The organism is Polaromonas sp. (assembly GCF_013817205.1).
Lineage (GTDB): Bacteria > Pseudomonadota > Gammaproteobacteria > Burkholderiales > Burkholderiaceae_C > Polaromonas.
The window spans coordinates 16,207-29,246 of record NZ_JACDDD010000019.1 but is presented as its reverse complement, the minus strand read 5'-3'; the positions used below and the strand labels follow the sequence as shown (position 1 = coordinate 29,246).

The following is a 13,040-nucleotide window of genomic DNA, read 5'->3' as shown; positions in this document are numbered from 1 at the left end:
CTATCCGTTCAGTCCGCCGGCAGGCTTGCCTGCAATGCAGCCAGGGCCAGGGATATCTCCGAGCGCTGCCCCGGCGTGAGTGCCGCCCCACCCTCGCCCGCCCGGGCCAGCAACTCTTCAAGCGATTTGGCCGCCAGGCCCACTTCGCGAAAGCCCAGGGTGCCTGCCGTGCCGGCCAGGGTATGCGCGTGGCGCTCCAGTTCGCTCAGAGCAGGCGGCGCAGCGTCCTTATCCAGCCCCGCCCACAGGGCCTGCAACTGCGCCAGTTTTTCCGGCAACGCGCGCTGGTAATCATCACGCTGCAGCGCGAGAAAGGCCCTGAACCGCTCCTGCGCTGTGTTCATGGCGCCGGCTCACGCGGCACCGCCGGTGGTCCGAACAGAGTCAGGGTCACCAACATGCCGGACCGGGTGCTGATGCCGTCGATCACGCTTATCCCTTGCGTGCCCGCTCGTACAGCGGCATCACACGGGGCAGGTTGCGCTCCATGTCTGCGATCCGGGTACCGCCGGCCGGGTGAGTGCTCAGCCACTGGGGCGGTGCACCTTTGTTGGCTGCCCCCATTTTTTGCCACAGCGTGATGCCGGCGCGCGGATCGAATCCGGCGCGCGCACCCAGCTCCATGCCGACCAGGTCGGCCTCGGACTCATCCTCGCGGCCAAAGCGCAGGTTGAGCAACTGCACGCCATAGCCGGCCACTGTCTGGCCCAGATCGCCCAGACCGAACAACTGCGACAGCACGCCCGCGCCTATGCTGGTGGCGGCCGACTTGCCCATACGTTCACGCGCGTGATCGCGCAGCGCGTGCGCCATCTCGTGGCCCATGATCATCGCCACTTCGTCGTCGGTGAGTTGCAACTGTTCAAGGATGCCGGTGTAGAAAGCGATTTTTCCACCGGGCATGCAAAAGGCATTGACTTGCTTGCTGCCGATCAGGTTGACTTCCCACTGCCAGGCACCGGCGCGCGGATTCCATGTCTGGGCGTGCGGGATGATGCGCTGGGCAATACGGCGCAGGCGCTGCAGTTGCGCATTGTTGGGAGGGGCCAGCGCATTCTGCGCCGCAGCCTCCTGCATCATCTTGGCGTACTGCTGCCTGGAGGCCTGTTCGATCTCCTCGGCCGGCACCAGCTTGGTGAAGCCGGAGTTTTTGCCCACTTCAACGCCTTCGCGTTGGGCCATTGCAGGGGCCGCGCCCAGCAGGAGCGCCGCGGACAGGGCGGCAAGGTTCAGCTTTGAAGCAAGTCTCATGGCATCTCCAGATAGGGTCACAGCGTATTATTCCCGCATGAGTGATACCGTACCCGGGAATACGCAGGCCGCGCGTCAGCCGCCGCCGCATTCAACCGTCGCCCTTCCGCCCGAAAGCACGCCGCCTAAGCCCGGGTGGGGCGAAACGCTCAGGGTTTACCTTGAGGCGCCCACGCTGCGCATGCTGTTGCTGGGTTTTTCCGCCGGCCTGCCCCTGCTGCTGGTGTTCGGCACCCTGAGTTTCTGGCTGCGCGAAGCCGGCATTGACCGCACCACCATTGGTTACCTGAGCTGGGTTGGGCTGGCTTACGGCTTCAAGTGGGTCTGGGCACCGCTGGTGGACCGGTTGCCGATTCCGGTACTGACGCGTCTGCTCGGGCGCCGGCGCAGCTGGCTGCTGCTGTCGCAGGCGATCATCATGGCCGCACTGGTCAGCATGGCGCTTACCGATCCGCGAGTCGCCTTGCTGCCGGTGGTCTGGTGCGCGCTGGCCGTGGCCTTTGCCTCGGCGACACAGGACATTGCGCTGGATGCCTTTCGCATCGAGTCGGCCGATGCGCGCCGCCAGGCAGCACTGGCCGCGACTTACCAGACCGGTTATCGCATCGCGATGATCTGGGCCGGCGCCGGTGTGCTCTGGATTGCCGCGCGCGCCGAGGTGGCGGGGGCCGGCAGCTACCAGCAGGGGGCATGGCAGACCGCCTACCTCGTGATGGCTGCATCGATGCTGCTGGGCATGGTGACGGTGCTGTTTTCCCCGGAGCCGGCCCCGCGCGAGATGCCGCCCGCACGCAATGCCGCCGAATGGCTCAAGAGCGCGCTGGTCGAGCCGTTTGCCGACTTCCTGCGCCGCTACGGCAAACAGGCGCTGCTGATCCTGGCGCTGATTGCGGTTTACCGCATCAGCGATGTGGTGATGGGCATCATGGCCAACCCCTTTTATGTCGACATGGGTTACACCAAGGACGAGGTGGCCACCGTTACCAAGATCTACGGCGTGATCATGACGCTGGTCGGTGCGTTTGTCGGCGGAGCGCTGGCCATGCGTTTTGGCGTGATGAAGGTGCTGATGCTGGGCGCGGTGCTGAGCGCCGCCAGCAACCTGCTGTTTGCCTGGCTGGGCTCGCGCGGGCACGACGTGCAGGCGCTGGTTTTTGTGATCTCCGCCGACAACCTGTCCAGCGGCATCGCCTCGGCCGCCTTCATCGCCTACCTGTCCAGCCTGACCAACATCAACTACTCGGCCACGCAGTACGCCCTGTTCAGCTCCATGATGCTGCTGCTGCCGAAGTTCCTGGCCGGTTATTCCGGCAGCTACGTGGACAGTTTCGGCTACACCCAGTTCTTCACCGCGACGGCACTGCTGGGTGTGCCGGTCCTGCTGCTGGTGTGGCTGGCATCACGCATGGACAAAACACCTCACATTCCTTGATGAACGGGCGTGTACAGCTATTGAAATCATAGCAAACCAAACCCTTGTCCGGGAACCGTTTACCTAACTTTACAGCCGCTTCAACGCGACTTGTCGCGCCGCGCGCAGCATGGTCTGTCTGGTTTTGACGGAGAACACAATGAGCGAGCACCGCAGCACGACCAACCACCCGGCCGACGGCCCCAGCCCATTCACGGGGGCAGATGTGCTCGTGCCTGACAGCGACACCGCCAGTCGCTACACTGGCTCTGCCTCCTCACAACGTTCAGCGAGCCAGACCATGATGCAACAACTCTTGATGATCGAGGACGATACCCGCCTGGCAACCATGGTGGGCGAATACCTCAGCAAATCGGGCTATGGCTTCACCCACGCCGCCGACGGCGCCAAGGGACTGGAAGCACTGGAAACTAGCAAGCCGGACCTGGTCATCCTCGATCTGATGCTGCCCGACATGGATGGCCTGGAAGTCTGCCGCCGCATCAAGAGCCTCGGCGGCGACAGCGCCCGCACCGCTGTGCTGATGCTCACCGCCAAAGGCGACCCGATGGACCGCATCGTCGGGCTGGAGATAGGCGCCGACGACTACCTGCCCAAACCCTTCGAGCCGCGTGAACTGCTGGCCCGCATACGCGCGGTACTGCGGCGCGGCGGTGAAAGCGGCAGCGCCGCCGGCACGCAGAAAACCATGCGGTTTGGCTCGCTCGAAATTGACCGCGACGCTCGCACCGTGCAAGTCAGCGGCAAAACCTGCGAGCTGACCTCCTACCAGTTCGACTTGTTGGTGGCGCTGGCTGAGCGTGCGGGCCGCGTGCTGAGCCGCGACCAGATCATGGAAGCCGTGCGCGGCCGCGAGCTCGAAGCCTTCGACCGCTCCATTGACGTGCACATGGGCCGCATCCGCAATGCCATCGAAGTCGATGCCAAGGACCCCAAACGCATCCTCACGGTGCGCGGCGTGGGTTATGTTTTTGCCAAGCAGCAGGACTGAAGCGCCCTGCGGCGCGAGGTGATGTATGTGGGCGCGATTCACGACTCACCTGTATGTGCGTATCTGGCTGGCCGTGGTGGCCACTGTGCTGGTGCTCACCTTTCTGGTGGGGGCCGCTTGGCGGCTCACTTCCGACCCGCCCCAGTTGCCGATACGTGAAGTCCTGATCCTCAACAGAGAGGGCGAGATCATAGGCACGGCCAAATCCCGGGCTGATCGCAAATCCAGAGACGGCCTGGAGTTCAATGTGCAGACCAAACACGGGGAGACGCTGCATCTGGTGCTGCCCCGCCCACAACGCCCGGCCGGCAATCCGTGGAACCGTCCTCCGTTTGGTTTTGGCTGGATGCTGGTGTTGGTAGGGCTGGCGGTAGCCCTCGGCACCTACCCCATCGTGCGACGATTGACGCAGCGGCTTGAAGGCCTGCAGCGTGGGGTGGAGCGCTGGGGCAGCGGCGACTTGGCAGCGCGGGTGACCGTAAATGGCAGCGACGAGGTGGCGTTTTTGGCAGAACGGTTCAATCACGCAGCCGAACGCATTGAGACCCTGATGGACACGCAGAAGTCATTGCTGGTGTCTCACAAATCCCTGCTGGCCAATGCCTCCCACGAGCTGCGTTCGCCACTGGCACGCATACGTATGGGCCTCGAACTCATGGATGGCGGGACAAACTCTTTGCAGCGCGCTGAAATCTCGCGCAGCATCCAGGAATTGGACCAGTTGATCGACGAGATCCTGCTGGCAAGCCGTCTCGATGCGCGCCAGACCGACGCCGAGCCTTTCGAGGCCGTGGACCTGACCGGCCTGGCCGCGGAGGAATGCGCTCGCGTACAGGCCGAGCTGGGCACCGCCGCCCAAACCCACAGCCTGACCGTGCAGGGCTCGCACCGCCTGCTGCGCCGCCTGATCCGCAACCTGCTGGAAAACGCCAGGCGCTACGGCACCGGCGAGATCAGCCTGGAACTGTCTCAATCGGGCATGGGCACCCGGGAAAGCGTGGTGATCCGCGTCAACGACCGGGGCCCGGGTGTTCCGGCCAAGCTGCGCGAGCGCATTTTCGAACCTTTCTACCGCCTGCCGGGCGCCAGCGAGCGGGAAGGCGGGGTGGGTCTGGGCCTGGCGCTGGTCAAGTCCATCACCGAGCGCCACGGCGGCACGGTGCGCTGCGAAGACCGGCCGGGCGGCGGCGCCTCCTTCGTGGTGGAACTGCCGGTGCAGGCTACTGCCTGAACGGTTACAAACTTGGGCAAGCAGCGCGAGCCCCGTCCATCCCGGGCAATGGCCGGCGAATCGTCTGCGTGAAATATGTCATGGTTTTTTGCGCATATTCGCCCTGAAAGAGACACCTCTCCCCTATTTGTGGGATGCGGCAAATGCCGCTTCCCCCTTACAGTCGCCGTGTTGCTGTGACAACACTGGTCATTCAAAAACGGCAAAGAAGTCGGGGAAGCAGGTCGATCAACAGGCCAACGGATCTCAACGACGTTCTCGAAAGAGGACTTTGAAAGCCACCGCAAGGTGGCTTTTTTCTGCCCGGCGCCTGACTTCGCCGCGTTACCATCGATGCCCGCACCCACCCCGACGCAGGATTTCACCGTGACCCCAAGGACTTCAACCGCGCCCGTGCCCCAAGGTTTTTCTGCCCTGCCGCAAGAGCGGCTGCCGATGATGACGGCGCAGGCCATGTCGGACGCGCAGCGGGCAGCAGCGGACGAGCTGATCGCGGGCCCGCGCAAGGCTGTGCTGGGCCCCTTTATCCCGCTGATGCGCAGCCCGGAACTGATGGCACGGGTAGGCAAGGTCGGCGAATACCTGCGTTTTGACTGCGTGCTGGAGGTCCGCATCCGTGAACTCGCGATGTGCCTCGTCGCACGTCATGTGTCCAACCAGTTTGAATGGCTGATGCATGCGCCGCTGGCGCTGAAGGCCGGTGTTGCGCAGGCTGTGCTGGACGCGGTCGCCGCCGGCAAGTATCCGCACAGCGCGGCCGCCGAGGAGGCAGCCGCCGTGGACCTGGTAACAGAGCTGCTTACCCACCACGGGGTGTGTGACGCCTCTTATGCCGCGTCGCTTGAGGTCTTCGGCGAACAAGGCGTGGTGGAACTGACCGCACTGGTCGGCTACTTTGCGATGGTCTGCTGGGTCATGAACGTGGCGCGCACACCTACTGAACACAAGCCGGGCTTGCCGCCATTGGGGGCGTTTCCCGCCTGATCAGGCCCGCAAGGCCTGCAGCACCCGTTCAGCGCTGATGTCGTTGAGACAGCGGGTGTGGCCCAGCGGGCATTCGCGCGCAAAACACGGCGCGCAGTCCAGCGGCGGCTGGTAGGAAGTATCGTTCTTCAGCCACACCACGCTCGCCTGCGTGTTGAGCGGCGGTGTATGCAGGGGGCTGGACGACCCGAAGATCGCCACCTGCGGCACGCCAAAGGCTGCGGCCACATGCATGAGCCCCGAGTCATTGCTCACCACACTTTTGGCCGCTGCGATGGCACACAAGGCCTGAATCAAACTGGTCTTGCCGGCCAAATTGATGCAAACGCCCGGACGCCGGGCGTTGGCGGCACCGGCAATTTCCTCGCACAAAGCCGACTCCTTGCCGGAACCGAGCAGCAGCACCGGTAGCAACAGCTCTTGCGCCACCGCCGAGAAGTTCTGCGCGGGCCAGCGTTTGGCCGGCCCGTATTCAGCGCCCGGCGCAAACACATGAAAACCACCGCGCCGCAGACCAAGTTCAGCCAGGGAGCGTTCGACCAGGTCTGCCGGCATGTGCAGCTGAGGCCGGTCGGCCTCCAGGCCCGTTTCGCCGCTGAGCGCCGAGTAAAACGCCACCATCGGCGGACGCTGACCCTTTGCCGGATTTTTCAGACGGTGCGTCAGCAGGCCGATACGCGCCTCGCCCAGGTAGCCGACACGTTTGGGAATGCCGGCCAGCAGGGGCAACAAGGCACTTTTCAATGAATTGGGCAGCACATAAGCGGTGTCGAAACGGCCTTTGATCCGCCGGGCGAGCGCACGCCGCGCCTTGAACTGCAGACCGCCGTGCGCAAATGGGAATTCAATGACCTCGTGAACCTGCGGCATGGCGCGGTAGACCGGCGCCACCCAGGGCAAGGCGCCCACTGTGAGCTGCTCACCGCGCGCGTGCAGGCGCCGCAGCAGCGGCTCGGTCATCACCGCGTCGCCTATCCACTGGGGAGCAATGACTAAGGAAGCTCCCCCGAAGTGGCCTTCGGCCGCCTCCCCCCCAGGGGGGCGCCGCGGGCGGCCCGGCGAAGCCGGTTCCGCGGCCGCCGCTTGGCTGGGAGCTGGCACGCCGGGGCCCTAGTGGCTGGCGCCGAAATGTTCGCCGTCTTTCAGCTTGTACACCGTGCCGCAATAAGGGCACTTCGCTTCGCCGGCGCGCGCCACGTCCAGGTAAACCTTGGGGTGGCTGTTCCAGATTTTCATGTCCGCCTTGGGGCTGGGGCAGAACACGCCGCCCTGCGGGTTCAGGTCTTTGGCCAGTAGCTCAACAGTGGATGAGGTGCTCATGATCAGACCTTGGCCAGCCAGCTGGCGTATTTGGGATTGCGGCCGTTGACGATGTCAAAAAAGGCGCTCTGGATTTTTTCGGTGATGGGGCCGCGTGAACCGGTGCCGATTTCGATGCGGTCGAGTTCGCGAATCGGCGTGACTTCGGCGGCGGTGCCGGTGAAAAAAGCCTCGTCGGAGATGTAGACCTCGTCGCGCGTGATGCGTTTCTGGACCAGCTCGAGGCCCAGGTCCTTGCAGATGTGCAGGATGGTGTTGCGCGTGATGCCGTTCAGCGCACCGGCCGACAGGTCGGGCGTGTAGACCACGCCACCCTTGATTACGAAGATGTTTTCGCCCGCACCTTCGCTGACAAAACCCGAGGCATCCAGCAACAGCGCTTCATCGTAACCGTCATCCAGTGCCTCCATGTTGGCCAGGATGGAGTTGGTGTAGTTGCTGACCGCCTTGGCCTGCGTCATGGTGATGTTGACGTGATGACGGGTGTAGCTCGAGGTTTTGACGCGGATGCCGCGCCGCATGCCTTCTTCGCCCAGATAGGCGCCCCAGGCCCAGGCGGCAACCATCAGGTGGATGGTGTTGCCCTTGGGGCTGACGCCGAGTTTTTGCGAGCCTATCCAGGTCAGCGGTCGCAGATAGCAGCTTTCCAGCTTGTTCTCGCGCACCACGGCCTTCTGCGCCTCCATCACCTCGTCCATGCTGAAGGGGATCTTCATGCGCAGGATCTTGGCGCTGTTGAACAGCCGTTCGGTGTGTTCTTCGAGCCGGAAAATGGCCGTGCCACCAGAGCCGTTGTAAGCGCGCACACCTTCGAATGCGCCGCAGCCGTAGTGCAGGGTATGGCTCAGCACATGGATCTTGGCGTCGCGCCAGTCGACCATCTGGCCGTCCATCCAGATTTTGCCGTCTCGGTCTGCCATGGAAGGGGGGATGGGGGACATTGTTCGAATCCTCTGTGGGTGGTTCTGAAGGTGTGCGGGTAGTCGCTCACGGCAGACACCCGGAGACGCATTTTACGGGGCGGGCGGCGTCTGACCGGAAACACTGGCCGCCGGCACAGCAGGCGTCGCTTCCTGCTCTGGTTTCGCGGGTCGGAACAGAACGTAATGCTGGAGCTTTCCCCCAGCGAAGGTGCAGGTTACCGACGAGCCGGCGGTATCGGTCCAGACAAAGATCTCCGGCTGCTCGTTTTTGGGGGTACGCAAGGCGCCCAGCGACCGCGTCATGGCCACCACATGCATCAACGTGAGGCCGGGCCTGAGCTTGGCATTGAGCATGACGGCGCTGGCGACATGCCCGATGGGCTGGTCGGCCGCGCGCCGGAGCACCTGCATCATCCGTGTGAAATGCATCAACACCCACATCAGCAAACCACCCACGGCGGCAGCCACGCCGGCCCAGCCGAAGCTGCGATAGGCCAGCACAACAACGGCGACCCCGGCAATCGGTACAAGAATTTTCTGGAAGTTCATGCCGCCATTTTCGCAGCCGGGGGGCGACCGCCTGCTGCGGACATTGCGTAGCAAGCCGTGCCAGGCGTCGCGTCCCCGCATTTTGCGAGCCATTTTGGCCTCGGGCCCATATCCCGCTTGCGCAATCAGCTATTGTTTTTATAGCATCAACAGGTCACCCTGAGTTTCAGATTCGGCCCGGCATGAAGCCGGTCGCCAGCGCATGGGCCCAATCAGGTCGATGGTTGCGCGCTGCCATACGCGATTGCGCCATGTGGTCGTAAGGTACGGCACGCAACGACACTTGCCAGCCTGCGGAGTCCGACTGCAGCAGCGCATAACGCGCATGCGGCGCGCCGTTTTCCACCACATGCGGCCAGGGGTGTGCATCGCCATAGGCCTGCAGGCCCACGCTGCCGGGGTTGACGACCAGCACCGTGCCATGCGAACCCTGGCATTGCGACACGCGCGGCACATGGGTGTGGCCGCACAGCACGACCGGCTGGGTCACGCTGTCGCCAAGGCGTTCGGCCACCTCGCTCGCGCTCGCAGCGCGCACACCCGGCCCCTGGCCTTGTTCAAAACCCGGCACCACGGTTTCCAGCCAGTACTGCAGATCGCTGCCCGGCGTGCCGTGGCACAGCCAGACCTCGTCATTCAAGGCCATGGAAACCGGCAACGATGTCAGCCAGGCCGCATGGACCGGCGACAGCTGGGTGGCGGCATACCCGTCGCTCGTGAACGCATCCAGCTGATCCGGGGCCTGCCCCAGCAGCGCCAGCAACTGCCGCTCGTGGTTGCCGCGTATGGTCGGAAAAGCCTGCGCCATCAGCAGATCGGCGGTCTCGGCCACCTGCAACGGGCCGCTCAAAATGTCGCCCAAATTGACGGTCTGGTCCACGCCCTGCCGGGCGATGTCGGCCAGCACCGCTTGCAACGCCAGCAGGTTGCCGTGGATGTCGGAGATGACTGCGAGTTTCATGTACTGTTTGTACCGCAATCCACCCTGCCCGGGTTCAAGCCAGGCTGCGCACCAGGTCGATAGCCTGCTCCACCCGCTCCACCGCGTGGATGGTCAGCCCTTCGATCGGTTTTTTCGGCGCATTGGCTTTGGGCACCACGGCCACACTGAAGCCCAGCTTGGCCGCTTCTTTAAGCCGTTCCTGACCGCGTGGCGCAGGGCGAACTTCACCGGCCAGACCGACCTCACCAAAAGCAATAAATCCTTTTGGCAGCGGCTTGCCGCGAAGGCTGGAGGTGATGGCCAGCATCACCGACAGGTCTGCCGCCGGCTCGCTGATGCGTACGCCGCCGACCGCGTTGACAAACACATCCTGGTCCATGCAGGCAATGCCCGCGTGCCGATGCAGCACGGCCAGCAACATGGCCAGGCGGTCCCGGTCCAGGCCCACCGACAGGCGGCGCGGGCTCGGGCCGCCGCTGTCAACCAGCGCCTGAATCTCCACCAGCATGGGCCGTGTGCCTTCCAGCGTGACCAGTACACAGCTGCCGGGCACCGGTTCGCTGTGCTGGCTTAAAAAGATCGCGCTGGGATTGGTCACCCCCTTCAGGCCTTTCTCGGTCATGGCGAACACGCCGATCTCATTGACCGCGCCGAAACGGTTCTTGATCGCACGCACCAGGCGGAAACTGGAATGGGTGTCGCCCTCGAAATACAACACGGTGTCAACCATGTGCTCCAGCACGCGCGGCCCGGCCAGCGCGCCTTCCTTGGTCACATGGCCAACCAGGATGATGCAGACGCCGCTGGACTTGGCCGCGCGTGTCAGGTGGGCCGCACATTCGCGCACCTGGGCCACCGAGCCGGGTGCGGATGTGAGCTGGTCGGAGTACACCGTCTGGATCGAATCAATCACGGCCACTGCCGGCCGCGTGGCATCGAGCGTGGCCAGTATTTTTTCGAGCTGGATTTCGGCCAGCACCTTGACTTGTGAGCCGTCCAGCCCCAGCCGGCGTGAACGCAGGGCGACCTGTGCGCCGCTTTCTTCACCCGTCACATACAAGGTATCCAGTCCGGCGCGCTGCAGCGAGTCGAGTGCCTGCAAGAGCAAGGTTGATTTGCCAATGCCCGGGTCACCGCCTATCAGCACCACGCCGCCTTCGACAATGCCGCCACCCAGCACGCGGTCCAGCTCCTCATGGCCAGTTGGCGTGCGCGCCATGTCGGTGGCTTCTATATCAGCAAGGGTGGCGACTTCCGAGGGTTTGGCCAACGACGCAAAACGGTTTTTGACCGGCGACGAGCTTTCGGCAGCCGACTCGATCAGCGTGTTCCAGGCGCCGCAGTGCGGGCATTTACCCAGCCACTTCGGGTTGCTGCCGCCACATTCAGTGCAGGTGTAAATCGTCTTGTCTTTAGCCATAACCGATATTACTGTAATTATTCACAGTATGGTCAGTACGGGTAAGTACCGGCAGCCAGGGGCTGAGCGGAAAAGCGCAATTTCATTTAACATGTTAAATAACTATGCGCCCCGCCATGATCACGCCTTTCAGCCACCGCAATTTGCCCCGCCTGCTGCTGCAGGCGCGCGAGTCTGTTATGGCACATACCCGGCCGCAGCTGCGCGAACATGCGCTGAGTGACCAGCAGTGGCGCGTGCTGCGGGTACTCGGCGAACATGGCGTGGTGGAAACCGGCAAGGTGGCGCGTGAGGCCTTCATCCTCGGTCCCAGCCTGACCGGCGTGTTGAGCCGCATGGAGCGCGACGGCCTGATCCGCCGCGCGCGTGATCCAGCCGACCAGCGCCGCACTGTGGTGGAGGCCACCGACAGGGGCGCGCAACTGGTCCATACGCTGTCTCAGACCATAGAAGCGCATTACGCATGGATGGAGCAATCCCTGGGCAAACAAGATCTGTCGCAGCTGTATGAGTTGCTCGACAAGCTGATCGAACTGGAGCAGCCATGAGCTGGATGCCTGACGGATGTGTGTACGGGGTGCTGCTCAATTTCAAAAATGAGCTAGCGGTGCTGGCACCACACATGAACCAGGCGCCCTACAAGGCGCCGCCCCAAGCCCCGGTTCTGTATGTCAAGACCGCCAACACCTGGAGCGCGCACGGCGCGGCTATTGCGGTGCCCGCGCGCGTATGCGAGGTCGAAATCGGCGCCACCATCGCCATGGTGATGGGCGTCGCCGGCAAGGTGCAGGCTTACGTGCTGATGAACGACCTGTCGATCCCCCACGTCAGCTTTTTCCGCCCACCCGTGAAGTTCAAAAACCTGGACGGATTTCTCGGCATCGGCGGGCGTTTGCTGTCCGCAGAAGAAGCCGGCGATCCCTCAGCCTTCAAGCTGGAAGTGCACATCAACGGCGAACTGAAACAGCGCATCGACTTTTCACAACTGGTGCGCCCCACCGCACAACTGCTGGCCGACGTCCGGGAATTCATGACACTGCAGCCCGGCGACGTGCTGATGCTGGGTTGCGATGCAGGCCGGCCGCTGGCCAAAGTGGGCGACCGCATTGACATCACGGCGCCGGGGTTCGGCGCATTGAGCAACACGCTGGTTGCGGAGACGAGCGACGCCGGACCGCCCCAAGGCGCGAGCGCCCCCGCGGGGGGCAGCGACGACATGTCAGTGCGGAGCGTGGGGGCCAAATCATCATGAAACACGCCCGTGTGATGCATCAAGGCCAGGTGCATTCGGCCACTGAACGCGACGGGCAGCTCCTGCTCAACGACGGAACTCTCGTCGCCGAGGCGGCCGTCACCTGGCTGCCGCCACTGGCACCCACCCCGCGTCCGCGCACCATTCTTGCGCTGGGCCTGAATTACGCCGACCACGCGAAAGAGCTTGAATTCAAGGCACCCGAGGAGCCGCTGGTTTTTATCAAGGGCGAAAGCACGCTTACCGGCCACCGGCAACTGACGCGCCGCCCGGCCGATGTGCAGTTCATGCATTACGAATGCGAACTGACCATTGTTGTGGGCCGCTCGGCAAAAAAGGTGAAGCGCGATGACGCCTACGACTTCATCGCCGGCTACACCATTGCCAACGACTACGCCATCCGCGACTACCTGGAAAACTGGTACCGCCCGAACCTGCGCGTGAAAAACCGCACCGGCTGCACCCCGCTGGGCCCCTGGCTGGTGGACGCGGCGGACATTGCCGATCCGATGGCACTGGCGCTGCAGACCACCGTCAACGGCAAGTGCATGCAATCGGGCAACACCCGGGACATGATTTTCGATGTGCCGTTTTTGATCGAATACTTCAGCAGCTTCATGACACTGCAGCCCGGTGACCTGATCCTCACCGGCACGCCAGACGGTGTGGTCGATTGCCGGCCGGGTGACGTGGTGGTTACCAGCATTCAGGGCTTGGGCGAACTCATCAACACGATTGAATAGA

At 63.6% G+C, this 13,040-nt stretch carries 15 protein-coding genes; 7 read left to right on the top strand and 8 right to left on the bottom strand.

The genetic code is table 11. The annotated features are described in order from the left end of the window. Positions 1-8: 8 nt before the first annotated feature. Both H0W47_RS06565 and H0W47_RS06560 read right to left on the bottom strand, forming a co-directional pair. Complete coding sequence (locus H0W47_RS06565; RefSeq protein WP_296922073.1) at positions 9-344, bottom strand: Hpt domain-containing protein; 336 nt, start codon at positions 342-344, stop codon at positions 9-11. An 88-nt stretch (positions 345-432) separates the two neighbouring features. Further along, entirely contained in the window at positions 433-1,251 is an 819-nt protein-coding gene (locus H0W47_RS06560) for a M48 family metallopeptidase (RefSeq protein ID WP_296922072.1), read from the bottom strand. A gap of 37 nt (positions 1,252-1,288) precedes the next feature. Here H0W47_RS06560 and H0W47_RS06555 point away from each other — a divergent pair, with 37 nt between their 5' ends. The 4 genes from H0W47_RS06555 (at position 1,289) to H0W47_RS06540 (ending at position 5,889) form a co-directional block, all read left to right on the top strand. Next, on the top strand, positions 1,289-2,683 hold the full coding sequence (locus H0W47_RS06555; RefSeq protein ID WP_296922070.1) for an AmpG family muropeptide MFS transporter: 1,395 nt from the start codon (positions 1,289-1,291) through the stop codon (positions 2,681-2,683). A 280-nt stretch (positions 2,684-2,963) separates the two neighbouring features. Beyond that, positions 2,964-3,674, top strand: a complete 711-nt coding sequence (locus tag H0W47_RS06550; RefSeq protein WP_296922112.1) for a response regulator transcription factor — start codon at positions 2,964-2,966, stop codon at positions 3,672-3,674. A gap of 25 nt (positions 3,675-3,699) precedes the next feature. Next, positions 3,700-4,905 (top strand): ATP-binding protein, encoded by a 1,206-nt coding sequence (locus H0W47_RS06545; protein ID WP_296922068.1) that lies wholly within the window; start codon positions 3,700-3,702, stop codon positions 4,903-4,905. Positions 4,906-5,271: 366 nt separating this feature from the next. Then, positions 5,272-5,889 carry a carboxymuconolactone decarboxylase family protein gene (locus H0W47_RS06540; RefSeq protein ID WP_296922066.1) on the top strand — a complete coding sequence of 206 codons (618 nt, stop codon included), beginning with the start codon at positions 5,272-5,274 and terminating at the stop codon, positions 5,887-5,889. On the opposite strand, the gene waaF is transcribed toward H0W47_RS06540, so the two are convergent. The 6 genes from waaF to radA form a co-directional block, all read right to left on the bottom strand. Beyond that, positions 5,890-6,879, bottom strand: coding sequence for a lipopolysaccharide heptosyltransferase II (waaF, locus tag H0W47_RS06535; RefSeq protein WP_296922110.1), 990 nt, complete (start codon positions 6,877-6,879; stop codon positions 5,890-5,892). Between the two features lie 120 nt (positions 6,880-6,999). Then, positions 7,000-7,209 carry a zinc-finger domain-containing protein gene (locus H0W47_RS06530; RefSeq protein ID WP_296922065.1) on the bottom strand — a complete coding sequence of 70 codons (210 nt, stop codon included), beginning with the start codon at positions 7,207-7,209 and terminating at the stop codon, positions 7,000-7,002. A gap of 2 nt (positions 7,210-7,211) precedes the next feature. Further along, positions 7,212-8,150, bottom strand: a complete 939-nt coding sequence (locus H0W47_RS06525; RefSeq protein WP_296922063.1) for a branched-chain amino acid transaminase — start codon at positions 8,148-8,150, stop codon at positions 7,212-7,214. A gap of 72 nt (positions 8,151-8,222) precedes the next feature. Next, positions 8,223-8,681, bottom strand: a complete 459-nt coding sequence (locus H0W47_RS06520; RefSeq protein ID WP_296922061.1) for a glycerate kinase — start codon at positions 8,679-8,681, stop codon at positions 8,223-8,225. Positions 8,682-8,847: 166 nt separating this feature from the next. Next, positions 8,848-9,642, bottom strand: coding sequence for a metallophosphoesterase family protein (locus tag H0W47_RS06515; RefSeq protein WP_296922059.1), 795 nt, complete (start codon positions 9,640-9,642; stop codon positions 8,848-8,850). A 34-nt stretch (positions 9,643-9,676) separates the two neighbouring features. Beyond that, entirely contained in the window at positions 9,677-11,044 is a 1,368-nt protein-coding gene (gene radA / locus H0W47_RS06510; RefSeq protein ID WP_296922057.1) for a DNA repair protein RadA, read from the bottom strand. A gap of 116 nt (positions 11,045-11,160) precedes the next feature. On the opposite strand from radA, the gene hpaR reads away from it, so the two are divergent. Genes hpaR through H0W47_RS06495 form a run of 3 tightly spaced genes read left to right on the top strand, consistent with a single transcriptional unit; the run spans position 11,161 to position 13,039 of the window. Further along, positions 11,161-11,592 carry a homoprotocatechuate degradation operon regulator HpaR gene (gene hpaR / locus H0W47_RS06505; protein ID WP_296922055.1) on the top strand — a complete coding sequence of 144 codons (432 nt, stop codon included), beginning with the start codon at positions 11,161-11,163 and terminating at the stop codon, positions 11,590-11,592. Then, positions 11,589-12,296, top strand: a complete 708-nt coding sequence (locus H0W47_RS06500) for a fumarylacetoacetate hydrolase family protein (protein ID WP_296922052.1) — start codon at positions 11,589-11,591, stop codon at positions 12,294-12,296. Before hpaR ends, H0W47_RS06500 begins: the two co-directional genes overlap by 4 nt. Then, the gene (locus tag H0W47_RS06495; protein ID WP_296922050.1) at positions 12,293-13,039 is read left to right on the top strand and encodes a fumarylacetoacetate hydrolase family protein; all 747 of its coding nucleotides are present in this window, start codon (positions 12,293-12,295) and stop codon (positions 13,037-13,039) included. The genes H0W47_RS06500 and H0W47_RS06495 overlap by 4 nt, the downstream gene beginning before the upstream one ends. Position 13,040: the final 1 nt, after the last annotated feature.